23 protein-coding genes and 1 riboswitch are annotated in these 23679 nt (G+C 64.4%); of the genes, 8 read left to right on the top strand and 15 right to left on the bottom strand.

Annotated elements, in window-relative coordinates; genetic code table 11:
* The first annotated feature begins 259 nt into the window (after positions 1–259).
* Positions 260–679, top strand: a complete 420-nt coding sequence (locus AC1MEY_RS28485; protein ID WP_480228673.1) for a hypothetical protein — start codon at positions 260–262, stop codon at positions 677–679.
* Here AC1MEY_RS28485 and AC1MEY_RS28480 read toward each other — a convergent pair whose 3' ends face one another.
* Positions 680–1312, bottom strand: a complete 633-nt coding sequence (locus AC1MEY_RS28480) for a DUF1345 domain-containing protein (RefSeq protein ID WP_480228672.1) — start codon at positions 1310–1312, stop codon at positions 680–682. It abuts the gene before it with no gap.
* A 2-nt stretch (positions 1313–1314) separates the two neighbouring features.
* On the opposite strand from AC1MEY_RS28480, the gene AC1MEY_RS28475 reads away from it, so the two are divergent.
* Complete coding sequence (locus tag AC1MEY_RS28475; RefSeq protein ID WP_480228671.1) at positions 1315–2292, top strand: hypothetical protein; 978 nt, start codon at positions 1315–1317, stop codon at positions 2290–2292.
* Positions 2293–2323: 31 nt separating this feature from the next.
* On the opposite strand, the gene AC1MEY_RS28470 is transcribed toward AC1MEY_RS28475, so the two are convergent.
* From AC1MEY_RS28470 to AC1MEY_RS28445, 6 genes are all read right to left on the bottom strand, one after another.
* Positions 2324–2539 carry an antitoxin gene (locus AC1MEY_RS28470; protein ID WP_480228670.1) on the bottom strand — a complete coding sequence of 72 codons (216 nt, stop codon included), beginning with the start codon at positions 2537–2539 and terminating at the stop codon, positions 2324–2326.
* Positions 2540–2594: 55 nt separating this feature from the next.
* Complete coding sequence (locus tag AC1MEY_RS28465; protein WP_480228669.1) at positions 2595–3776, bottom strand: hypothetical protein; 1182 nt, start codon at positions 3774–3776, stop codon at positions 2595–2597.
* Positions 3777–3860: 84 nt separating this feature from the next.
* Positions 3861–4304, bottom strand: a complete 444-nt coding sequence (locus tag AC1MEY_RS28460) for a hypothetical protein (protein ID WP_480228668.1) — start codon at positions 4302–4304, stop codon at positions 3861–3863.
* A gap of 31 nt (positions 4305–4335) precedes the next feature.
* Positions 4336–4447, bottom strand: a riboswitch (SAM riboswitch).
* Positions 4448–4503: 56 nt separating this feature from the next.
* Positions 4504–6183, bottom strand: a complete 1680-nt coding sequence (locus AC1MEY_RS28455; protein WP_480228667.1) for an ATP-binding domain-containing protein — start codon at positions 6181–6183, stop codon at positions 4504–4506.
* Positions 6184–6378: 195 nt separating this feature from the next.
* Positions 6379–6696 carry a hypothetical protein gene (locus AC1MEY_RS28450; protein WP_480228666.1) on the bottom strand — a complete coding sequence of 106 codons (318 nt, stop codon included), beginning with the start codon at positions 6694–6696 and terminating at the stop codon, positions 6379–6381.
* A 116-nt stretch (positions 6697–6812) separates the two neighbouring features.
* A complete protein-coding gene (locus AC1MEY_RS28445; RefSeq protein WP_480228665.1) occupies positions 6813–7250 on the bottom strand; it encodes a hypothetical protein in 438 nt (145 codons plus the stop codon).
* Positions 7251–7372: 122 nt separating this feature from the next.
* Between AC1MEY_RS28445 and AC1MEY_RS28440 the strand changes: the two genes are divergently transcribed.
* Positions 7373–8368 carry an RNase H family protein gene (locus AC1MEY_RS28440; protein ID WP_480228664.1) on the top strand — a complete coding sequence of 332 codons (996 nt, stop codon included), beginning with the start codon at positions 7373–7375 and terminating at the stop codon, positions 8366–8368.
* Between the two features lie 18 nt (positions 8369–8386).
* Here the strand turns inward: AC1MEY_RS28440 and AC1MEY_RS28435 are convergent, their stop codons facing one another.
* Positions 8387–8998 carry a dihydrofolate reductase family protein gene (locus tag AC1MEY_RS28435; RefSeq protein ID WP_480228663.1) on the bottom strand — a complete coding sequence of 204 codons (612 nt, stop codon included), beginning with the start codon at positions 8996–8998 and terminating at the stop codon, positions 8387–8389.
* Between the two features lie 164 nt (positions 8999–9162).
* On the opposite strand from AC1MEY_RS28435, the gene AC1MEY_RS28430 reads away from it, so the two are divergent.
* Together AC1MEY_RS28430 and AC1MEY_RS28425 are read left to right on the top strand one after the other, a co-directional pair.
* On the top strand, positions 9163–10524 hold the full coding sequence (locus tag AC1MEY_RS28430; protein ID WP_480228662.1) for an acetamidase/formamidase family protein: 1362 nt from the start codon (positions 9163–9165) through the stop codon (positions 10522–10524).
* A 47-nt stretch (positions 10525–10571) separates the two neighbouring features.
* A complete protein-coding gene (locus tag AC1MEY_RS28425) occupies positions 10572–11624 on the top strand; it encodes an aldo/keto reductase (RefSeq protein WP_480228661.1) in 1053 nt (350 codons plus the stop codon).
* Between the two features lie 129 nt (positions 11625–11753).
* Here AC1MEY_RS28425 and AC1MEY_RS28420 read toward each other — a convergent pair whose 3' ends face one another.
* Complete coding sequence (locus AC1MEY_RS28420) at positions 11754–11996, bottom strand: hypothetical protein (RefSeq protein WP_480228660.1); 243 nt, start codon at positions 11994–11996, stop codon at positions 11754–11756.
* Positions 11997–12350: 354 nt separating this feature from the next.
* Between AC1MEY_RS28420 and AC1MEY_RS28415 the strand changes: the two genes are divergently transcribed.
* Positions 12351–13886: a GmrSD restriction endonuclease domain-containing protein gene (locus tag AC1MEY_RS28415; protein WP_480228659.1), complete on the top strand. Its 1536-nt coding sequence runs from the start codon at positions 12351–12353 to the stop codon at positions 13884–13886.
* Between the two features lie 365 nt (positions 13887–14251).
* On the opposite strand, the gene AC1MEY_RS28410 is transcribed toward AC1MEY_RS28415, so the two are convergent.
* Both AC1MEY_RS28410 and AC1MEY_RS28405 read right to left on the bottom strand, forming a co-directional pair.
* A complete protein-coding gene (locus tag AC1MEY_RS28410; protein ID WP_480228658.1) occupies positions 14252–14542 on the bottom strand; it encodes a dihydrofolate reductase family protein in 291 nt (96 codons plus the stop codon).
* A 270-nt stretch (positions 14543–14812) separates the two neighbouring features.
* Positions 14813–15334 (bottom strand): DUF732 domain-containing protein, encoded by a 522-nt coding sequence (locus tag AC1MEY_RS28405; RefSeq protein WP_480228657.1) that lies wholly within the window; start codon positions 15332–15334, stop codon positions 14813–14815.
* 452 nt (positions 15335–15786) lie between these two features.
* On the opposite strand from AC1MEY_RS28405, the gene AC1MEY_RS28400 reads away from it, so the two are divergent.
* A complete protein-coding gene (locus AC1MEY_RS28400) occupies positions 15787–17421 on the top strand; it encodes a TerD family protein (protein WP_480228656.1) in 1635 nt (544 codons plus the stop codon).
* On the opposite strand, the gene AC1MEY_RS28395 is transcribed toward AC1MEY_RS28400, so the two are convergent.
* Both AC1MEY_RS28395 and AC1MEY_RS28390 read right to left on the bottom strand, forming a co-directional pair.
* Entirely contained in the window at positions 17418–17969 is a 552-nt protein-coding gene (locus tag AC1MEY_RS28395; protein ID WP_480228655.1) for an HNH endonuclease family protein, read from the bottom strand. The two genes, AC1MEY_RS28400 and AC1MEY_RS28395, sit on opposite strands and share 4 nt — an antisense overlap.
* A gap of 862 nt (positions 17970–18831) precedes the next feature.
* A complete protein-coding gene (locus AC1MEY_RS28390; protein WP_480228654.1) occupies positions 18832–19407 on the bottom strand; it encodes a TerD family protein in 576 nt (191 codons plus the stop codon).
* A 251-nt stretch (positions 19408–19658) separates the two neighbouring features.
* Here AC1MEY_RS28390 and AC1MEY_RS28385 point away from each other — a divergent pair, with 251 nt between their 5' ends.
* Complete coding sequence (locus AC1MEY_RS28385; protein WP_480228653.1) at positions 19659–20237, top strand: TerD family protein; 579 nt, start codon at positions 19659–19661, stop codon at positions 20235–20237.
* Between the two features lie 989 nt (positions 20238–21226).
* Here AC1MEY_RS28385 and AC1MEY_RS28380 read toward each other — a convergent pair.
* Together AC1MEY_RS28380 and AC1MEY_RS28375 are read right to left on the bottom strand one after the other, a co-directional pair.
* Positions 21227–22456 carry a TerD family protein gene (locus tag AC1MEY_RS28380; protein ID WP_480228652.1) on the bottom strand — a complete coding sequence of 410 codons (1230 nt, stop codon included), beginning with the start codon at positions 22454–22456 and terminating at the stop codon, positions 21227–21229.
* A 423-nt stretch (positions 22457–22879) separates the two neighbouring features.
* Complete coding sequence (locus tag AC1MEY_RS28375; protein WP_480228651.1) at positions 22880–23524, bottom strand: hypothetical protein; 645 nt, start codon at positions 23522–23524, stop codon at positions 22880–22882.
* Positions 23525–23679 lie beyond the last annotated feature (155 nt).

The raw sequence follows: 23679 nt of genomic DNA, 5'->3' as shown, positions 1-23679 counted from the left end.
GGCGTGAGCAGCGGCTCGGTAGGTCGGCGTACGCGCCCAACCTGGTCCGGACTGACTGGTTTCCCAGCGCTGACGTTACACCATTTCTGCTGGTAGTGGGGCTGCTGACCGATCCCGCGCGCAGTTCGGCGGCTGATCGCGTTGCTGCGGTGCGTGATTCGCGAGGCCCGGCGACCTACGCCGGTGGGGGCGCCCGCGAGGCCCCGCCGGGCGGTAACGTCGGGGCCGTATCGTTTGCCAGAATCGACTTGGGGGTGCGGTGACTCAGACGAACATCTTCGTGCTGATCGTGCTGTTGGTACTCGTGGTGGGCGTCGTGACGTACGTCGTGATGGTGGCGCGCGGGTCGAAGGCGAGGTTGGCAGCGCAGCTCGAGGTGTTGCCCGGCATGCCGACCGGGGCACCCGTCGAGTGGGCGGTCGCGAACTCCCCCGAGGCCCGGATGCACCGCACGCTGTTCGAGCTGGCGCGCACGGTGGACGCGCTGCCGCTGACCGACGACGATGCGCTCGAGCGCAAGGTCGGCGCGGAGAACCGGATCGCCGAACTCGACAGCCGGCTGATCGCGGTCGGCGCCGGCACGGATCCCGCGCGCCAGGACGCGGTCGCCGCGCTGGAGTCCGAGGTGGCGGCGCTGGAGGCCGAGGTCATGGATCTGCGGGCGCTCGCGCCGGAGTAGTCAGAGGCCGCCGGCGATCAGGTTGACCACCGACGCGACGATCACCGAGCCGAACACGTAGGACAGCAGGCCGTGCTTGAGGGCCGTAGCGCGCATCCGCGACGACGTGAGGTTGGTGTCGGAGATCGCGAAGCTCATGCCGACGGTGTAGGCGACGTAGGCGAAGTCGCTGTAGCGCGGCGGGGCGTCGGTGTTGAAATCGATTCCGCCGACCGGCTTCTCGCCGAAGTAGACGCGCGCGTAGGTGAGCGCGTACAGGGTGTGCACGGCCAGCCAGGAGATGACGACGCTGGCGACGGCGATCGCGGCCACGCCTTCCTTGCCTGCGTCCGCCTTCGCGAGCAGCAGGCCGACGCCGACGAGGCTGACGAGTGCGCCGACGAGGATCAGGGTGAACACGGCCTGTCGGCCCGGCTCCTCGTGCTCGGCGTGCGACGCGGTCTGCTCGGGGCCGAACGGCCAGAGCACCGACCACGTCCAGGTCATGTAGGTCACGGCGAGGAGGTCCCAGCCGACCAGGAGCGAGAACCAGCCGAAGCCGGTCCAGGCCGCGGCGGCCGTCGCGGCGGCCCCGACCAGGGTGGCGCCCGTCAACCGCGCCGTGGGGCTGTGCATCCGTGACCGCGGGTCCATCGGTGGAGTCAATCAGTCCGGGTCGTGCTGCGTGGTTCCTGGGGCTCGAGGTAGCGATCTGTCTGCGTCGACAGATACCTTCGGAGGGCAGGAGGGGCAACACCATGGCTGAGGCTTCACGGTCTGGACCGGAACGTTCGATCAGTCCGAAGGACGTCTTCCAGAGGTCGAACATGCCGTCGCGTTGGGAGCGCCTCGCCGGCGTGGCGCCCAAGATCGACACCGACCGCGAGTTCCTGGCGTTCGTCGCCGCGCGGTTTCGGGGCGAGCCACGACTACCGCATCCCGACGACCTGGCCGCCCCGGTCGCCCTCCGAGTCAGGACGGGCGCCGCTGCCCTCGCCTGGGTCTCCGCCGCGATCGTGGTGGTTGGCCTCACCGGTCAGCCCGCGGTAACCATAGTGGGTGGAGCACTCCTGGCCTGCGCATTGGTGATGCTCCTGACGGTTGCGTTGTCCGCGAGAGAGACGATCAGCCGGTACCAAGATCTTCGCGCCAGAGCGGTGGAGGCCGAGTCCTTGCTTCGAGCCGGGCGTTTGAGTCCAGCGGATACAGACACGTTGAACCAGATGATCCTGTGCGACGAGGGAACGTTGTCGTACTGCGCGGCCAAGGTCGCCTCCGAGATCGCCCGCGACCCCGGCTGGGCTACGGACTCGGCGGCGTTCCTTCCCATCGACCTCTGGGACGAACTCGCCGAGATCGGTGAGAGCGCCCGCCAGATCGCGCTGGACCGGGAGGCGGCGGAGAAGCTCGAACGCGGCCGACTCCGCGCCGATCCCGACATCCGCGCGGTGATCGCCGAAGCCAAGGACGACCGCCGGACCGCGTTGGCCGCACTTGCCGCTCGCGTCCATGGCTTCGCCGACTATCGAGATCGCATTCAGCGACTCTCCGCCCGAGACGTGCGTGACCGCAGCGCACTCGAGCGGGCGACGCGTCTGTCGTCCGACGAGCAGGCGAGGGACCGGCTTACCTGATCGCTCGACCCGAGTGACGCGTCCAAGACGATCACCGTCGTTCAGCGTGGACTTCGGCGACGATGTCCTTCGAGGCGATGCCCACGTCGGGCAGGGTCGCGAGGATCGTCGCGTTGTCCACCCGACCGGTGGCCAAGTCGAGTTCTCGAATGGCCGTAGCGTTCAGGGACATTCCTTCCGCGCGCGCCAACCGCTCGAGCCGGTCCATGACCACGTCCGGAACGTTACGCAGGTAGAGGTTCCGCATGTCGTGAGCGTACTTCTTCGCTCGCACAGTGTTGGCAGATGCGACAGCCGACCAGTCACGACGCCTGGTCCGGGTAACTGCGCCGAGGCAGGGGGTCCACGTCGTGTTCGTCGTAGTAAACCATCGCGTCGTCCAGAAGCCGACGCCTGTAATCGCGGCTCATCTCGTCGATGGTCCTGATCGCAGCGTCGGTCAGGCCCTGGGGGACTCCACTGCGGTCGTGGGCGAACGGAACGAATGCGCGTAGGAGAGCCGGGGCGTCCACCGCGACCTCGAGCGGGACGTGTTCGCGGTGGAACGGGAGCCGCATGATGTCGATGATGCGAAACGTGCTCCATCGCAACGGGTCTCCACAGCCAGACTCGCACAACTCCGACAGCACGTCCCGGTAGTCTTCTCCTCCGAAGGGTGCGCCGGCCGGCGATGCGAAGAACTCATCGAGCACCTCTGCGATCGCGTCGTCATCCCAGTCGGGCTTCTGGTAGGTAGTGCCGCCGTCGGGAAGCTGCGAGACCATCCACTTCATCATGGGTGCGTCGTTGCGCCACTCCTTCGACCGCCATGCGAGCCTCTCGTGCCTCAGTCCATGCTCGAGCCACGCACGCGCGTCAGCAGGGTCCATATCCGTGAATGTTTCTGTGGAAGAGAGGCTCTCGCCGTCATCCGCGAGCGGCTCGAAATGGCCCGTGAACAGCTCGAGGTCGCGCACCGTCGACAGCCGATTGTGATCGATCACGGCCACCAGCGCCAGCTCAGTCCCGTCGGTGAGTCGGACTTCGACCATCAACTCGTCGGCGTCACCGAGGACGTCCGTCCTGCGCATCACCCGCCCGACTTCGACATCAGTCAGGCCAACGATCCACCTCGGGAGATGGTCACGTCGCGTCGACACTTCCCGACGGCAGCGCTCGGCCAGCACGTCGTCGTCGACGAGCAATTCGGCGAGGACGGCGAGCATCGCGGTCGTCTCGCGGTACTTCAAGTTGATGAGCGACGCGATGAAGGTGTCGAGTGACAGCGGCGTCTTCGGCTTCTCCTTCGGAGGCACCAACGAGTCAGGTGCCATCGAACCGATGACAAGACTGGCCAACGCGAGCAGCGCTGGCGGCGGTCCCGCCATGATTTGGCGGATGGTCGAGATGAGCAGTTCGTCATCGCTGACCGTTTGATGTTTCCGTGCGCGTTTCGCGTCGCGCCGATCCTGCTTGGCGCTGCGGCGCCTGCGTGCATCGTTCATGCCGCGGACGCTACTTACGGGCGGTGACATCTCCGATCGGTTTGCGGTGTCGCCACTCGAATCCGCTGGCTGACATATGGCCCCTCACGTCAGTTTGCCATCCGACTCTTGATGTTGCTCAGCATTTTTCGTGGCCTCGGCGTGCCAGCCGTCGACCTTCATGTAGACACCCTCGCGGTCCAACCACTGGCACCCGAGGCAACCCGCATGTGCGGTCCATTCCACGGACTCGAGGACGACCGCAGGGTGGCGCGTGGGCCAGTGATCGGGATCGTCGCCGTGGACGGATTCGTAGGCACGCCGGCGGGCCTCACGTTCGTCCCATAGGCGTTTCGCGATGTTGAGGCCGGTTGTCATGCGCTTGTAGCGGATCCAGGGAGTCGTCTTTCGCAGCGGGAACAGCACCGAGTGATACGGGCCCCATGTCGAGGCGTCACTGCGGCCGGGCGTCCAGGAGTCGACCAGTTCTCTGTCCTTCGGCGGCCCCGCGGGACCCCAGTAGAGCGGTCGTTGGTCGTCGTCGGTCATGGTCGGGTCCTTCTGCCGGCCTCCTCATGGGGAGGCGCTCTTGCCGCCGTCGGTCGACGTCGGCCGCTTCGTCATCCGAGCCACCCACGAGCGTGGGGTTGGCGCACCGTCAAGTCGGAGCTTGGCGACGGTGTCTCGTGAAGCTGATGTCAGGTTAGCGCTGCGGGCCGACAGAGCGGTGTGTCTCCGGGCGGCGTCATCAAACGTTGACGACTCCAGGTCCCCTACGGCCCGGTATCCCCAGCCGACGCGCCAGGTCCGGCCCACCGACCTCGCGGATGAAGTCAGGATCACCGCACACGACGAGTTGGTCACGCGCCCTCGACAATCCGACGTAGAGACGCTCGCGGGAGCGTTCGAACTTGCTCTCCTCGTTGACGACGACCACCACCGCGCGCCGCTCGAGGCCCTTGAAGCCGAGGACGTGCCCGTAGAACACCTGCTGGTCATCCCAGAACGTGTCCCAGTAGGCCTTGTGCCCGTCCTTCTGGCGCTCGGTCTGCTCCGGATGGCGGCTGCCGGTGGTGAGGAGTGCGACGTCCTCGGGGCGCCAGCCCTGTTCGAGCAGCGCGTCGATCTGGTCGTCGCCCTTGCCCATCGCCTCATCGCGATGGCACGGGATGAACGTGACCGCCGGCCCTTCACCGCCCAGGAAGCGCATCGGGTGATCGACGAGAGGTTGGAAGGCGTTGGCGATCTGGCGGGTATTTCTCAGGTTGTGGTCGAGGATCAACGGCACCAACGGAACTGGCGGCGAGCCATGGCGATTGAAGACACGTTGCCCCTCGTCGGAGAAGACGTAGATGCCGCCCTCGACGGGGTCCTTGAGCGCGGCGAGCAGCGGGTCCCACCAGGCGTCGGCGAAGTCCTGCGCCTCGTCGACGACGATCGAGTCGAACCGCTGGCCGATCGGCAACTGCTCGGCGAGGTCGGCCATCTGCAGCGGGAGGTCGTGCTCCCAGAACCTGACGGTCTCGTCGTTCCGGAGCGCCTCGTCGGGCCCCTCGGGTGCACCCCACTTCTTGCCGAGGTCGTGGAACTCGCCGACGTAGCCGGGCTGCTGGTTGCGCGGCCAGGTGGCGGCGATGCGCTCGAGGTAGGACGCGAGGCCGTGGGAGTAGCAGACCAGCGCGACGCGTTGACCGCGCTGCGCGAGCCGGCGGGCCTGCTCCATGGCGAGGAACGTCTTGCCGCTGCCCGCGCCGCCGCGGACCTCGACGCGGTTGATCAGCCGGATGGCGTCGAGGATGACGGCCTGGTGCTCGGTGAGCGCGTCGGCGGCGTCGTTGTTGGCCAGCGCACGGGCGACGACGTCGCGTTGCGGTAATCCCCTGCCGCTCAATGCCGTCCCGAGCTGATCGATGCCCTCGCGACCGAGCAGTGGCCGCTCGAGTTCCTGCCTGACGAGGATCTCCCGCAGCCGGTCGACGAGGTGCGGGAGGTCGGTGCGGTCGATGACCTTCCAGCGCGGACAGTCGGGCAGGTCGAAGTCGGCGGGCAGCTCCGTGTGGGGCAGGACGACGACGTGGTCCCACCGCTGCCGTCCCTGCGTCCACCGTGGGTCCTTTTCGATGTACGACCGCAGCGCGTAGCAGGCCTCGCGGGCCTGACGGACGGGGAAGATCTCCTTGATCTTGCCGCCGGGCTTCTGCCACCAGCTCGTGCCGTCGTGCCAGACCTCGCCGCCCTTGACCTCAAGGCACGCGATGCCCGCGCCCTCGATGCCGACGACGAAGTCGACCTCGTGATCCTTGAGGTGGTCGGTGACGCGCTGGCCGGGGATCACCAGGTCGTTCGGCTCGAGCTGGTCGACCAGCGCCCGCCAGGTGCTGCGCTCGGAGCTGTTGAGCCGCGGCGTCTCCGTGACGGTGATGGTCATTGCCGGCCGTCGATCGTCGACGTCATTCGTCCCCCCAGGAATTTGACTCCGAAAGGAGGTTAGCGCCGGAGTCCGACGGAACGGGGCAAAACGCCTCCATGGCGGCAACGCGTTGCAGCGGCTGCGGCCTCGCTTCTCGGGAGTATTCGCACGGCCGTTCACCGGGTCGCCGACCGGCGTGATTCAGCCCGGACGTCAGACGCTCGTCGATGGAATGCCAAGGAACGAGGACATCGTCATGCAGTTGGGAAGCATCTGATCGTCGAACCCGAGGGGATCGTTGGCGACGATGTTCGCGACGGGTATCGACAGCAGGACCCCGATCACGAGACCAATCCACGCGAGACGCGTCGCGGTTGTACGGGTCTGTTGTCGAGCGCCAGAGACGAGGACGACGACAAAGCAGGCCAAGGCCGCGAACAGGCAGATCGCGGCGACGGTGGGGAGCGCGGTTTCAAGCGCCGACGGACCGAGCGCGTCCTTCTCGCAGGGGTTGTCGATGATTTCCTGCAACCGATGTCTGGCAGTTCCCACTAGAGCCGCGTACGCCGCCACACCGAGCACGAGCGCAGCGAGCCCGCTCCAGCCGAAGAGGGATCCAAGCGTCGCCCCTCGACAACGTGCGGACCTCACCACTTCTCCCGTGGCCGAGTCTCAGCGACGCGCCGTCCACTCACGCCTTCACCGCCCGGTCTGAGCCAGCGAGACGCGGCCTCCCAGGTCGTATCCGGTGCATCGTTGAATGCCATTGCAGCCTGAGGGGCATGCATCCGAACCAGATTGACCACTTGCTCGAACAGGTCGACGTGATTGTCGGCGTGCCGCATGCCGCCGCCGATCGTCACGCACTCCCAGGCGTGCCCCTTCAAGGCAGCGACGATGACGGCCTGGACGTCATCGCTGTCGTCGAGACCTACGAGGCACGCCGCGACGCCCACTCCGTGCTCGGCGAACTTGGCCAGTCCTGCTTCGACCTTCTGCACGACGGGCTCAGGATCCCACGGCCCGGGGACCCGGCGCGGGTCGAGGCCGATGACCAGGACGCGCAGCGGCGGTTCGGGGCTCATGGTCGCACCGTAACCCGTGCGACCCTCAGCACGGCGGCGTTGGCTCGATGCCTGGAAGCGGCGCTTCACGCATTCTTCAACGTCACGGCAAACTTGTCGGGGTATGCCTCTACACTGCCGCCATGAGCAACCGGGGGGTTGACGGGGATCTGTGTGCACGGCCGAAACCCATTCCAAGACAGCAGCGCAGCGATCTCGCATGGGCGAGCGCACGACCGATCACCACGGTCGTCATCGCATTCGACGAACACGCCGAAGCAACCCGCCGCTTCTTCGCCGCATCGGACGAGCGGACGTGGATGGGCACAGTGAGCGCCGAAACGGTCGACGCCGCAGTACTCGACACGATCGTCTCGATTCGGACGCAGTGTCCCGATCTGGGGAGGGCCCGGTTCGTGCCGGTCCTGGCACGATCCAGTCCGCTGTGGCGCCACCGCGCAGAGTTCAACCTCTTACTTCCCGAGTCGTTCCTCGAGCACCCCGAGCCGAGCGATCAGGCACTAGTGACGCTCGCCACCGATGCTCTCAAGGAGGGGTCGACGAGCGAATTGCCGGCAGACCCCGGGGTGCAGGACACGACGCCGGTCACCGTAGCCACCGACGGTTCGGTTCGCGGAAGCGTTACCGGCTGCGGATGGCTCGCGTCGTCGGGTGCACACGGTCAGTGGGGCTTCCGCCATTCCAAGAGGGTGGTGGGCAACTGCGTGGTGTTGATCTCGGAACTACGGTCGATGGGTGCGGCGGTGCGTCGGCTTCCTGGCCGTCAGTTGACGCTGGTCTGCGATAGCCGACCGGCAATCGCGATGGCCCGTGACTGGATGGCCGGCCACGAGGTGTTGCCCCGCGGGTACACGACCGAGCGCGCCAATGGCGAGGAGGCGGGGCTCTTGGTCATCCGCCGGTCGATTAGGGAGAACCGCGACCGCATCAACCTCGTCTGGGCCCCCGGGCATCGTGGTGAACCGCTGAACGAGGGAGCGGACGCCTTGGCTCGTCTGGCATCCCGATACGCAGCAGGTGGCAGTGGCCTGACCGGAGACGAGTACCGACGCCGAGCGGCCGGCATCGCGGAGGCCTTCGCGACGGAATACAACCGCTGCCGTGAGAGCTGCGGCTGAACGACGACGGACCGCCCCTCACCGCACCACCCGATATCTCAGGTGCGCGACGCCGGGTGCCTCGAGCACTCGCTCCAACTCGAGCCGAGGCGTACCTGCGTCGAAGCCGTCGAACAACCGCTCCCCTAGTCCGAGGATGACGGGGCTCACCTGCAGGTCGATCTCGTCGACGATCCCGGCGCGGATCGCTTGACGCGCGCAGGACGCACCGCCCGCGATGCTGATCGGCCGCTCCCCCGCGGCCTCGACGGCCAACTCATACGCGGCCTCCACGCCGTCGGTGACGAAGTGGAACGTCGTCCCCTTCAGCGCGATGGAATCGCGGGCATGGTGGGTCAGCACGAACACCGGGCAGTGGTACGGCGGCTCGTCACCCCACCAGCCGGTCCAGTCGGAGTCGCCCCAGTCGCCGCGGATCGGTCCGAACATGTTGCGCCCCATGATGGTCGCACCCATGCCGTCGAGCATCTCCGACACCACCTGCCGGTTGACGGGATGATCCGCGGCCGGACCCATGTGCCAGCCGTGCAGCAGCTGGCCGCCGACGCCAAGCGGATGCTCCTCACTCTGGTCTGGGCCGGCCACATAGCCGTCGGCCGAGATCGACATCGAGAGGTTGGTGCGCGGCATGTGTGCTCCGTTCGAAGAGATGACGTCAGGCAGACCCGAGCGAGAGGCAGAACTCATCGCCCGAGCCCGGGCAGCCTTTACATCTCGGCAATCAGTCGGAAATGCGTTGTGGGAATTCCAGTCGCGGAGACACGTCCCGTCAATCACCTCGAACTGGGAGCACCATGACACACCCCCTGGCCGAGCAAGCCGCCGCGACCCTCACCCGCGGCATTGGACGCAGGGGGTTCGCTCAGGCAGTGGCCGGAGTGGTCGGCCTCGGCATCGCCGGCACTGCAGCGTGCTCGTCACCGGGCGAAGGCGGCACCAGTGCCACGTCGTCGGGCACTCCGACACCGGGCGCCGGTCCGATTCTGCAGCCTGGCACCGGTGATAGGCCCGGGGACCACTACCTGAGTTCTGAACCAGACCAGGTGCTGTGGGGCTACGTCCCCACCGTCGAATCACGGTCGGTGCTGCGCGTGCGCTCGGGACAGACCGTCACCATCGATGCGGTGTCCCACGAAGGCATACTCGAAGATCAGGGGCGAAATCCGCTTGATTACTTCGGTTCTCACGGCGTCGCCGAATCGAACGTGCTCCAGGATGCCATCAACATCGCGTCGGAGTACAACCGCACACCCCGCAACTTCGACGTGGACGGACCGCACGTCGTCACCGGCCCGATCTTCGTCGAGGGCGCCCAACCCGGCGACGTCCTCAAGATCGAGACCCTCGAAGCCACGCCCCGCGTTCCCTATGGCGTGGTGTCGAGCCGTCACGGCAAGGGCGCGCTCGGCCTGACGCCCCAGGGCGAGGCGCCGGCCGGGATAGTGCTCGACGAGGTGATGCCGCCCCGCGCCACGGACGGCCGAGACACCAAGGACCCGACCAAGTACGGAAACGTCTCCACCTTCACCGCCGTCGAGGACGGGCACGGTGTCATGCCGTTCGGCACTGCCGCCGTCCGCTTTCCGCTGCGGCCGTTCATGGGGATGATGGGCGTGGCCTATGCGAGCGCTGCCGGCCTGACGTCGCCGAACGCCAACTCGATCCCACCCACCCTGGGCGGCGGCAACATCGACATCGGACTGCTGGGGCCGGGGTCGACGTTCTATCTGCCCGTATTCGCCGACGGCGCGCTGTTCTACGTCGGCGATCCGCACATGGCGATGGGTGACGGCGAAGTCGCGCTCACGGCCATGGAGGGATCGTTGCGGGGCACGTTCCGGTTGACCGTGTGCAAGAAGGGCAGCGGCGACGCTCCCTCGGTTGCCTTCGCGTATCCGTTCGCCGAGAACCAGGACTCGTGGATCCCGATTGGGCTGTCCGACCCCAACGGTGCGGTCGACGGTCAAGGCAGCGACCTTCTCGTCGCGATGCGGCGCGCCGTAGTCAATGCCCTGAACTTCCTCGAAGACGACCGCGGCATGGACCGCCCCACCGCGTACGCCTACCTCTCCGCCGCGGTGAACTTCTCCGTCAGCCAGGTGGTGGACAAGACCGTCGGCGTGCATGCGCAGATTGCGAAGGGCCACTTCGACTAGCGTCGGCGCAGAACCGACCCACTCCAGCACGCGCCTACCATCGAGGCATGGACTATCGCAGCCTCGGCCGAACCGGAATCCAGGTCAGCCCCCTCTGCCTGGGGGCCATGATGTTCGGCGCCTGGGGTGAGCCCGACCACGACGAGTCGGTCAAGGTCATCCATCGCGCCCTTGACGCGGGCATCAACTTCATCGACACCGCCGACGTGTACTCCCAGGGCGAGTCGGAGGTCATCGTCGGCAAGGCCCTCGCCAACGGCAAGCGCGACGACGTGGTGCTGGCCACCAAGTTCCACGGGCAGATGGGCGTACCGATGGGAGAGGTGGGCGACCCGAACCAGCGAGGCAACTCGCGGCGCTGGATCATCCGCGAAGTCGAGGAGAGCCTGCGCCGGCTGAATACCGACTGGATCGACCTCTACCAGGTGCACCGCCCCGACCTGGACACCGACGTCGAAGAGACGCTGTCCGCGCTGACCGACTTACAGCAGCAGGGCAAGATCCGGGCGTTCGGCTCGTCGACGTTCCCCGCGCATCAGATGGTGCAGGCGCAGTGGGTCAGCGAGCGCCGGGGGCTGGGCCGCTTCGTCACCGAGCAGCCGCCGTACTCACTGCTGGCCCGCGGCATCGAGGCCGACGTGCTGCCGGTCGCGCGGGAGTACGGGATGGGCGTGCTGCCATGGAGTCCGTTGGCCGGCGGCTGGCTCACCGGCGGGTACCGGAAGGGCAAGGAGCTGCCGGAGTCCAAGCGGCGGCAACGGATGCCCGCGCGCTACGACCTCGACAGCCCGGACGGCCAGCGCAAGCTCGACGCCGCGGACGCCCTCGGCGGGTTGGCCGACGACGCCGGACTGTCACTCGTCCACCTAGCGCTGGCGTTCGTGATGCAGCATCCCGCGGTGACGGCGCCGATCATCGGCCCGCGAACGATGGAGCATCTGGAGTCGCAGCTCGGCGCCGCCGACGTCACGCTGTCGGTCGACGTGCTCGACAGGATCGACGAGATCGTGCCGCCCGGCGTGACGATCTCGAGCGCCGACGCGGGCTACCAGCCGCCGTCGCTGACCGACCCGTTCCTGCGGCGCCGCCGCACCTCCTAGGTCAGGTGTTCGGGGTTTAACCCGAAGACGGGGCTGACGCGGTCGGTGCGCTTCTCGTACTCACCGAAGCCGGGTGCGAGTTCGACGATGCGCTCGTAGACGTTGTCTCGCTTTGTCTTCCGGAGTTCGTCACCGTCGAGATCCGGGCCGGCGGGCCGGACCGGATCTCGACGGTGACGGTGGGTCTACGCGGACATTGAACACCCCAGGCGGGCTGGATCGCGGCCGGCGGCCGGCGGCCACGTAAATCTTCTCGTCGACGTCGAAGTAGCCGATCAGATTCTCACGACGCGCGCCGCTCTTGGCGCGGAACTCCGCGATGTTGCGTCCGGTGAACTCGCGCTCCGAGGTCATCGGGTCGCCGTCGGACACGGAATCCAACGTGGCACGGTTGGCGGTTTCTCGTGGCGGGGTCGCGCCTGGACCTCGCTGGCTCCCTCTCGATCCCTTCTGCCGCCGTTTTCCTGAATCCGACGTTCAGCAGCTTGCGGAAGATGAAGCTCCACTGCGTGAGGCGCTGCGGCGACTCTCGGCCATGAAAGCGAGCGCGGACTTGGGGGTCCGTCGGCTATATCGTGGAGAGGTTACTCGAGGGCCTAGGTTCACGCTGAATCTATCGAGTTCACGTGACTTGCCCGATCTCCGGACTGGGAGAACCAGCGCCTGTCGAACGGCGTCGTCTAAATTCGAGTCACAGCCCTGCGAAAGCGACCTACATTGGGAGATGTGCCTACGCCCCGTCTGAAGAACGAAGCTGTCAAGGTTGGACAACTTGTAGATGACTATCGCAGTGGGCGGATCGTCATCCCTGAGTTTCAACGCGACTACGTATGGCCGAAGAAGAAGGCTCCGCGATTGATCGACTCCCTATACCAAAACTTTCCGATATCATCTCTATTGCTCTGGCAGAACACGGAATACGGCAGAGCACGCCAAAGAAATCCAAGGCCTAGCACCACCCGGATGAGCTGGCTCATAGATGGTCAACAGAGGGCGATTACCCTGTCTCGCGTGATGAACGGCGATGAGGGTATCGACGTAATGTTCAATGCGACGACAGAGCATTTTGCGTTGGCGAATGCGGCAACGCGGAATGATCCCGCATGGGTACGGGTGGCCGATCTATTCGACAACATCAGATACCGCGAACTACGACAAGATATATCGGCCACACAACGTGGGTCCGCACTTGAGGCAAAATACGAACGCGTTCGAGCTATTCGCGATTACGAGATCCCTGTGGTCCAGATGATTGACCACACATTCGAAGATGCAGTAGACGCATTTACTCGCATCAACTCGCTCGGTGTCCGCCTTAAGACCCAGGACATCGAGAACGCGAAGGTCGCCGCGCGTCACTCCGGACTCATCGCCGATGAGGTCATTCCCTTCATGGCCCAGGTCGAAGCCGCAGGCCTAAAACGCCTGACGGTAATGCATCTTTTTCGCGTTTGCGCGTTCATTGCTCAACCTGACGCTCGGCGACGCACTCCCCTCTACGAACTGCCGCGCACTGACGTTGTGAAGGCGTGGAAGGCCACCGAAAAGGCGACCTTGTCCGCGGGCCAATTGATCAGAGCTGAACTTGGGCTTGTAAACATGGACATCCTCTGGTCTGGCGCATTGCTTGTACCGATAATCACAACCCTCGCGACAGCCAAACCCGCCAAAGGCGACCCACGAGGCATGGTCGGCTGGCTTGCCCTAGCTTCACTGCTGCATCGGTACAGCCGCGCGAGCGACACTGCGCTAGACCAAGACGTCCGGGCATGTCGTTCCGACGATGCAGTCGGAGAGCTGCTCAGAAATCTGCGGCAACACCGCCCCTCACTGGCCGCCACCGCCGCCGACTTCTCAGGGTCGTTGAATGATCGGAGCGGCCTCCTGGCAACGTATATCGCTTGCAAAGACAGAGACATGAAAGACATCTTCACGGGTCAGACGATCGGTATGCAGAATGACATTGATCGCCATCATATCCTTCCCCGTCGCCAATTTCCCGAGGCAGACCGCACATCTGCAGACACTCTGGCCAACATCGCTTTCATCACAAGCGAAGTAAACAAGTCAATCTCGCATTCGGGACCGGAGGTCTACCTCGAGGAAGTCAAGCCGGCGTATCTCGCCAGTCAATGCATTCCCGATGAGTCAGCTCTATGGCGAATAAAGCGAGCCGATGACTTCTTCGCCTCGCGACGTGAGCTTCTTGCAGAGGCCTTCAATGAGTTCGTTAGGGCCTCGCTACCAGGACGACGACTCTAAAACCGGCCCGTCATCCAGATTCAAGGTTCTGACTTAAAACCAATCAGCAGGGGGTCAACTTTCAACCGTCGAAAAGGGGTGAGATTTCGGCCGCCGTTGACACAAGCCATCGGGGAAATCGCGGCGCGGCGAGGTCGCGCTCGAGGGCCCCTCAACATCCGACGCGATCCGGTGCCTGAACCGCAGGCTTCGTCACCGGTAACCGGCGAGTCGCAGCAGCGCGAAGTTGTCGCTGTTCACAAGGCGACAGCCTGCCCTTATTTGAAAGGCCGAATGGTTACGGATGTTTAGCGCATACGTACTCAGGCCTCAAAACGAGAAACGCTTCAACGGCAGTTTGCGCGCGTCGCGAGCGTCCCAGCTCCTCACCGCACGACGCGGTACCGCAGATGCGCCACCCCGGGCGCCTCGAGCACCCGCTCCAGCTCGAGCCGAGGGCTGCCCTCCTCGAGGCCGTCGAACAACCGCTCCCCCGACCCCAGGATGGCGGAGTTCACCTGCGGGTCGATCTCCTCAACGATGCTCGCGCGGATCGCCTGCCGGGCGCAGGACGCCCCGCCCACGATGCTTATCGGCCAGTCCCCCGCTGCATCGACCGCCAACTCGTGCGCGGCCTCGACGCCGCCGGTGACGAAGTGGAATGTCGTCCCAGTCAACGCAATGGCGTCACGCGCTTGGTGGGTCAGCACCAACACCGGGCAAACATAGGGCAGCTCGTCGCCCCACCAGCCGGTCCAGTCCGGTTGCCCCAGCCACCGCAGACGGGTCTGAACATATCGCGGCCCGTGATGGTCGCGCCCTCGTCGTCGAGCATCTCCAGGACCAGCGGCCGACTCACGGGCAATATGGCCAAGCGCCGTCAACGGTGAGGCATCGGCCGGTGTCCGACGCTTGATCCCACCGCTGCGCCTAAGCCCAGTCCCGCGTCAGCACCGGTAGTGGCCCCTCACATTGGTGCCGTTCTTCTTGGTGTAGCCGTTGACCCAGGTGCAGCCGAGATTAGGTACGTCGGCCGTCGGGACGGGGACGGGTGGCACGTACGGCGTCTCCACTGTCGGCGCCGGGGCAACAATTGGCGGTGGAACCGGCTCTAGCTCGGTAGCGCTGTCAGGGCAGTAGTTGGCCAGTGCGGATGTGACGATCACCTTGCCCTGATCAAAACTGTAGGGACTTGGCAAGTTCTCGTTGCTAACGTCGCTCAGCACGAGATCGGTGATCTGCATCGACGGATACTGTCTAGCGGTGTCACAAACGGCGTGACCAAGGCCAATCACATAGGCCTCGCCCACTATCGGGACACCGTTCGCCTCGATCGCCGCCAGGTAGTTGTCGTCAGACGGTGACGCCCCGGCAACCGGCGCTGCCAAAACGGCCGGGCAACACAATGCGGCTACAGCCCCCGCAGTCATCGCTGCACGCTTCATTGCGCGCGTACCTACCAACGTCATGCTTCCCCCTAGTTACAGTTTGCGACTTTCACACCATGCTTCGCAGCCGGTAGTGAAGTTGTTACACCTGACGTCTCGCGCCGTGCCAACCGTTTGCAGCTTCACGGATGGTCTAAGCGACGACACGTCGAAGCCTAAAGAAGAAGACTCACTCTTCGCACGGGTGCATCCATCGTGAGCTACCGTCCCCTCCGTCTCCATTACAGCATCGCTGGGACGTCTAACGAAGGCAAGATGACATGAGCTTTGGTTTCCGAGTGGGCCCGCCGGGCTTCAAGGTCAGAGTGTCCACCCGCGGCGTCCGAACATCGATTGGGCCACGTGCTGCACGCGTTAGTTTCGGATCCGGCCGTACAAGAGTCTCGTCAGGTTTCGGCCCATTCTTCGCCTCGACGTCCCTCGGCGGCGGCAGCCGCCGTTCCATCAGCACGAGGCGTGCACCAAATCGGGCCGTGGGCCCGTCTGCCGCGCAGCTGGCCCGAGCGGAACGGGCCGCCGAACGCGCGCGGCAGGATGCCGAGCGCGACGCCGCCATCGAGCGCTTAACTGAATTACGTTGGCAATCGACAACCGTCCATCTACAAGACTTCGCAATGGCCCGACAACCGGTCATCAACGCGCCTCCACCGCTTCCGTCCGACTGGGTCGAGGCGCAGGCAACGGCACACCGCCTGCAGGGGATCGGCATCTTCGCTAGGTCTGAGCGCAGCGCCGCCAAGGAGCGCGCCCGCCACGATGCGAGCGCCTACGCGGAGGACGAGTTGCGCCGGTTGAATGCCGTCTACCGCCATCTGCAGAGGGCAGCAGACCAATGGTGGGCAGAACTCAGCGCGAACGACGAACTCACGGTATGCGAGGCGGTGAACACGGCGTTTTCCGACAACCCGGCCGCGGGATGCGCCGTCGGCGTCAAGGGCTCAACTCTATCTATTGTAATGCGCCAGCAGGATATTGACTCGTTGCCTGGCCAAACGCCAGGCCTCACGAGCGCGGGCAGAGCCACGCTGAAGTCGCTGACCAAGAAGGACCGCGTGGGCTGGTGGCTGACGATCTTGTCATCAAACCTGGTGGCCACGCTAAAGGAGGCTTTCGCAGTCGCCCCTGGCATTACCGACGTCAGCGTCGCCGTTCTGTCCCGCGTGCCCGACACTATGCGGCTGGGCGTGGTCGCTTTCGGAACCTGGACACGCACCGCGATCGATTCGGCCTCATGGAGCACCCCCGGGGACGCCTTAAGGATTCTCGATTTGGGGCGCGACGTGGCGTGCAGCGTGCGCACAACCACGTCCGGTGCACTGTCCACCGCTGTGAAGCCCCTGGACGTCGACGGGATACCGGGGCTGCAGAGCCTGCTTGACGAGAACGCCGTTGACGACGGCAGCGACAACCTCGGCGAGTTCGACAATGCGCTGGCGGCCAATCAGGTTTCGCCCGACTCACCCCACGGTGACACCCATCCCTACGCGCTCACGCCGTTCGCCGAGTGGCTGGCAGCTCGAGACCGGACCGACGCACTGGTCGCCGCCCCAGCATCGCGTCAGCAACGGTTGGTCGCAGGGCAAACACTTGTGCTTTCCGAGCAGGCGATATTCGAAGCGCAGGTGACGTTTTCGTACCGAATGCGGACCCGCGATGCCGATGCCGACCTCGCAATCATTCTGCTTGAGCTCGACGGGAAGGTCGGCAACACCGACGATTTCGTGTTCTACAACCAACCAGCAACTGCCGATCAAAGTGTCCGGCTCGCACGGAAGGTCGTCGACTCCGGCGCGGTTACCGAGCGCGGTGAGCTACACCTATCCATGCTGCCGCCTCGGGTGGTGAGAGTTCTGGTGGCACTTAGCATGGATACCGACGGCGGCTTGTCATGCGGGGCAATCGATTCAATAACGCTTGCGGTCACGTCAGGTGACGACGTCTGGCTGTTTCACCCCGACCCTGACTCAGCGATCAAGGCGATGATCGGCGCTGAATTCTACCGGCATCATGGACCCGACGGTTGGGTGTGGAAGCTACGAGCGGTCGGTCAAGGCTGGGCGGGCGGGCTCGCCGAGTTGGCTCAGACACATGGGATCGACGTCGACTAGGCCGAACACGCCTGTGTCGCCACCATCCCATCGTCGGCAGTGATGGCGAGTTGGTACTTTGCGGCTATCGTCAAATATTCCGTGACGTATTCGCATCCGAACGCCTCATTCGGCGGCATCCAAGTGTCTGGCCCGGAGTCCGACTTGCGTGAGTTCTCTTTTCCTGACACCGCACGGAGATTGTCGGTGTCGTTAGCAAAGGCAACGCGTCGGTCGTAGGGCCAACTCGATGCGCCGGCATCCCAGGCTCGCGCCAGGGCAAAGACGTGGTCGATTTCTACCTTCCGCGGGTTCGCCGTGGTGAAATCGATCGTCGCGCCGGTGTATGGATCGTCGAGCAGGCCAGCGACGACCTTGCAGTCACGCGTCCCGGGCTTGAACTCCACTCGGCGCAACTGGCTTGCGAGCACGCGGTTTCGCGTGTCACACCCGGTGCGCGCGACGTCCGTCCACGCAGGGCCGAAGACGCAGCCCTTGCCCGGGCTGCAACTGCGTTCGTAGCCATCCACATTCGGAAGGTCGGGGACGACGCGGATGCGTCCGAGCAACTCGTTGACCCTCCCGCCAGACGCCCTCGACGGGAGGGCGGCCGGCGGAGTCGCGCCAGAAGTCGACCGGTCGGGCGACGGAGCAACCGCGGACGGCCGTTCGATCAACCAAAGGGCGCCCGCTCCCGCGCACACTAGTGCAATGACGACGCTAACCCACAGCGCCAAGCGGGCTCTCCGCACCGGTGCGCGGGTCTCCGTGTGAAGCGAAGACGTCAGCGATGCGGGGACCGGTGCCTCTTGGTCTCTGCCGTAGGTGGAAGCGTCATGCAGCGACCCGCCAACGAACGGACTGACCGCACCAGGTGGGCATTCGAATGGGTTGACCGTGACGGGCGGGACACTCCCGGTTTGCCCAGTTACGGGAGGACTTGACGGTGGGCCACCAGAACCCGTTGAGGCTGCGATCTCGCGGAGCCGCCTCGACCATTCCTCGTTCATGCTGATCCGTCCATCAGATACCGCCAAACGCGCCAAACGCTGGGCACCGCTCTAGCGTAGGCGGTCTTTGCGATCGATTCCGTACTCTCAAGAGCGCGATCTTGGCAATCACCCGCGCAGCACGCAAACCTTATTACACAAGCTCACCGGCGGGTTGACCGATTGAGGGCGCCGACGTCGATGCAGCGTGTCATATCGCCTACGAAATCGCCGACCGAGTGTGGCCGCGCATTGACCCGCCTCCGAAGCCTTAGCCGCTCGATCGGATTCCTCAGCCTGGTGTGTGCCGTCCAATACCTGCCTGCTGCACTGCGGTATTGACGGCCTTCTCCAGCCAATACGCGCCGTACTGTAAAAGACACCGCATCCCGCGTAATTGCACGGTGGCTCACCGACCAGCGGTGGACCAGACGACGCCGAGTCAGACGTGCGGTCGGACAGCTGGTTCGAGATCCCTAAAAGTCTTCCCGTTCGCGACCGCGCCGATGGCCTTCATGGTCCAACCTCCGCCGTCGCGCGAGACCTTGGCCATCACCTGCGAATTGTGCGTCCCCGACCCAGTGAGTTCGTAGCGAGCTATCTCGGTCTCCGTTGCGTTATCCACAAGGCGACAAGTGGCGTTCTCGATCTGCGAAAAATCTTGCCCTGTAAACGAGTTGACGACAAACACAAGGGTACCGATGTTGGCGGGAAGCGCCTGAAGGTCAACGATGATTGACTCGTCGTCACCGTCACCGTCGCCGGTTCGGTTGTCGCCGGTGTGAACGATCGAGCCGTCCTTGTTGGTGAGCTGCTTCCACCAGACCGCATCGATGAGCGTGCCCTGGCGGTCATAGATCATGCAGGAGGCGTCGAGGTCGATCTCTTGTGCCTTCTTGCCGAAGAAGCCACGCTTCTTCACGGCATCCCAGCCGAGACCCATGCGGACCCTGGTTAGGGTCCCACCATCAGACTTAACCATCGATACGCTCTGCCCTTTGGTCATCTTTACGCTCATAGTGGACACCTTAAATCTTCTCCGGAGGGACCGGATGGCTTTGTCGCCCGTCACCTTCACATTGACTTGCGACGACACCTCCTCTAGCTGGGCTGACATCTATCCGAGCCTGCCAACGACGGCGATCCTTGAGCCTCAAGGTGGACAACGCGCTGCCCTTTCCCGCTGATACCTGAGGTATAACGGCTACGGTCAAATCTCGGATTGGCACTCCGTGCCCGGAAGTCCAACGTTGCGAAAGGTGTTGCGATATGAGCGTCAGTTTGACGAAGGGCAGCAATGTCTCGCTCACCAAAGAGGCACCAGACCTCACCATCGTGGCCGTTGGGCTGGGGTGGGACGTTCGGGTGACTACCGGCGCGAATTTTGACCTCGATGCCAGTGCTATTGCGTGCGGCGACGACCGAAGGGTGCTATCGGACTCTTACTTTGTGTTCTTCAACAACCTGTCGTCGCCCGATGGCTCGATCCAGCACACCGGTGACAACCTCGACGGCTCGGGCGACGGGGACGATGAGATCATCAAGGTCGATCTAGCTGCGGCTCCGCCCGCCATCACCAAAGTCTTCTTCGCCGTGTCAATCTACGACGCCGATAATCGCAAGCAAACCTTTGGCCAAGTGGATAACGCCTATATTCGCGTCGTCGATACTGTCACTGGAGCGGAGCTAGCCCGATATGACCTTTCAGAAGACGCATCGACTGAGACTGCGATGATATTCGGCGAACTTTATCGACACAGCGGCGAGTGGAAGTTTCGTGCAATTGGTCAGGGGTACGCCTCCGGCTTAGAGGGCATAGCGCGGGACTACGGCGTTGACGTAGCCTGAGTCCTCATTTCGTTGCTCGCTAGGACAGCACCGCGCGTAGATCCAGGACGCAGTACGGCGCAAAGCCCATCCGGCTGGAGTTCGGTTGAGCGGAGAGTCTCTCAGCGCAAACACTGCCATTTGTGGGTGGCGCCGGGTCCTCTGCGCTCGGTGTCCGGCTCGACTGCGCTGCGCAACAGAGGTGGCGCTACGCGCTTCTGCGCCCTCGGAGTGAAACAGGTATCCGAGGCATTCACTCGGGTGGGGCGGAAGATACCTCGGCTGACTGGATGCGTCGCCCAGGAGAACGCCGACTTGCGCGGGGTCGAAGGAATTCTCATGACGGCACCTGCGCTCTTCGCCGTGGCGGAGGTCGACCGCCGTATTCGGTGAACCGTCGGTTACATCGACCTTCACCGCGACCGGTCCGGGATCAATTCGATCCGCTCCGTGCTCACCGAGTGCGCCGTGAAGATCGCCTCGTTCACCTACTTCACGACCAAGGCCAGGGGCCCGGTAAGCGAGGCTGTTTGGGCTGAAGCCCCCGCTCCCGATATTCTGCACCAGCTCTGCATGCCAAACGTTGGCTCTCGTTTCCGCGAGATAGGCACACAAAGGAACATTGGTCACGACATGGGCCGTGAACCGGGTGGCCGACTGATGCAAATCTACGGTTTCCAGGGGATCGTGCGCGGCAAGCTGGGGCGTCGTGACCGCCCACCGCAGCCGCTGGCGCACCGCGGCACCCGGATCCGGTTGACTGTCAGTCGGGTGCATCGAGCCGGCCGGATCAGTGGTGGCTGCTTACTTTACCGTTATCGCTCGCCAGTTCGCGGTGCCGTTTCGCCCGCTCTCGAGGCCATTCGAACTACCCATACCGCCCCTCCTCGCGACAGTACTCGGCTAGGACGCGGGCGCTCCGAACCCCCGAAACGTGATGCTTGACTCCAATGCGATGTTGGGTGGCGCCCAGAACTGGCAAACCAACGCGAGATTTAAGAACGCACGGTCTATTTCCGTCGTTTAGACGGTGTGGGACATGTACCGGCGTAATGGGTAAGGCCGATGCCGTCGTTGTGCTTTTTGCTCTGCCCAGACGGGCCGCCTCTTGGTGTTCGTACCCAAGTACCGGCGGTGTCCAGACCTGGCATCTGTTCGCTCATGGTGCGGCTGTATCGGGTTTCACCGTCCACGGTGAGGATGCCGTCCTGCACGTCGATGTGCGCGACGGTGGCCCAATAACTGTTTTTGTTGTTCCCAACGAAAGCAGTTATCTCATCAGCGTCCGATCCCGGAAGCCCGTCCTTTCCAGCGGGGCCGTATCGGATGACGCACCGGGGTCGCCCGAAAGTGTCAATCGCTCCGGCTCCGTTGTCCAGACTCTGGTACACGTTGACGAGCAGATCACCATTCTCCTGCGGCAACACTCTCACCTGTTCCACCGCTGGCTTCTTGTTCTTACCCGGCCCGGTACTGTCGCCGTAGTGAAAGACGAAAGGCCATTTATTTATATCGCCTCGGTGACCTCGGTCACCGCTGATGACGACGAATTCATTGGTTTCTTCATTGCGGCAAAAGAAGTAGACGTCGAGATCACCGCTGCCGAACTTCTTAACCTGCCCGTTCGGGTGGTAGGTGGCGTCGCGACCATCCCATTCGAGGCCGACGGTGAGAACCCAGTTGGGGTTGCCCTGGCTTTTTCGCAGGTCAATGGTCGCCGTTTTCGTCGGTGAGTCCTTCGTCAGAGTGACGGACACTTTACGCAGGTCTATTGGAGCAGGCACCAGGGTTGCGGGCGGTGGAGGAGGCACCGCCGGCTCGTCAATGGCGTCCACTGCGCCTGGTTCGTCGACCGCAATACCGAAGTCCTTCGCGAATGAGGCGAGACCGTTTGCATAGCCCTGGCCGATAGCGTCGAGACGCCAGCCGCTTCCACGCCGGTAGAAGGCGACGAGTTGGAGCACCGTCTCGTTGGTCAGCGAGGGTGGCTGAAACCGAAAGCGTTCGGCGTCAGCGCCGTCTACGATGATTTGTAGACCTGTCACCTCTCCGAAATTCTTATGCTGCGCCTCAGTGCTCGCGGCGATGATGACGCGGTGCACACCGGCGGGAAGGTTGGCGAGTCGTACCTCGATGACCTGATCAGACAGCAGCGCCACCCCCGGCGCCGTGCGGTTATTGAAGAAGACGAGGTCGTCGGCGTGGCGCACCTGTCCGGAGCCGCCGATCAGCACTGCCATCAAGTCAGCGGCTTGGGCGCCCCCACCTGTGACCGCAACGGTGTATGTACTGCGATCCAGATCGGTCTTAGATCCCTTGATCAAGTCATGTTGTTCCGACACTGCCTGTCCCGCTCCCACTCTGATTGCCCGCTGACTGACGCGAGGACGCCCGGCCGGGGCCCCCACACGGCTCCCCGCCAACACAGACGTGCTCTTGGCGAAAATTGACCCCGCTATCGCAGATAGCCAGCCCTGTACGCGAGAACCGGGCGACCAGAGCCGATAGTGCGACTGATGCCATCCTGCGCAGCCCACGTAAGTTTGTAGGTCATTGCGGGCCGCCCCACGCTCGGCTCTATGACCGCAGTCCTTTGCAGGCAGCAAGGAAAGTGGCCCCCGACGGCTTCCAGGACCAACTGACGGCGAACCGTCTGCACCCCGTCACGCTCGCACGGCGCAGCAACCGGCTGTCGTCTCGAGGGCGAACTGCCGAGCCGTCGGCGTCCACATCGCGATGACCGCGGCGATACCGAAGAGCACCATGACCACCATCGGCCCGGCGAACACTAGCGGCAGCGACAGCACCGCCAGGACGGTGCCGACCCAGCGCGGCCAGCGGTGCCCGCCTCGGACCGCCCACCCGATGAGGGCGTAAGCGAGGGCGCAGACCAACCCGACACCGACGCTCGCGGAGATTAGCCAGAACTGTATGTCGTCGGCGTAGCCGCTGGCGAACGCCATCGCCGTGCCGGACGGATCTAGGTGCAGCGCCCGGTCGACGTTGTCGCGCAGTTCGAACAGCCAGACGATGCCCATGACCGCACTGACCAGCGCGCCGAGCGCGGCGATCCACAACGCGAAGTAGGCCACCCGCACGGTCATAGGCCTGGCACCCTGTCCCACCGCAGCAACCGGGGCGATCTCGACGTAGGGCGTCGAACCGCCGAACGGGTTGGCGGGCGCGGGCGGGACGCTGCCGAACGGGTAGACTGCCGGCACCGCGGGCAGCCGCTCCTGGGGCGGGACGCCGTTCGGCATCGCCGACGCCCCGATCTCACGCAGCCGCTTCGACCAGTCGTCAGTCATGTTGATCCATTCACATCCCGCCAGTGCCAAACTCGCGTCCCAGGATAAGTGATTAGCCAAGGTGCAGGCGCGCAATCGCCTCCAAATCCTTGGAGTTGCGGCCGTTCGCGGTGGCGCCTATCGCCGTCATCGTCCAGCCCGCGCCGTTACGGGTG

The sequence above is a fragment of the Mycobacterium sp. PTI7 genome, from assembly GCF_056679845.1.
This window is presented reverse-complemented; position numbering and strand designations above follow the sequence as displayed.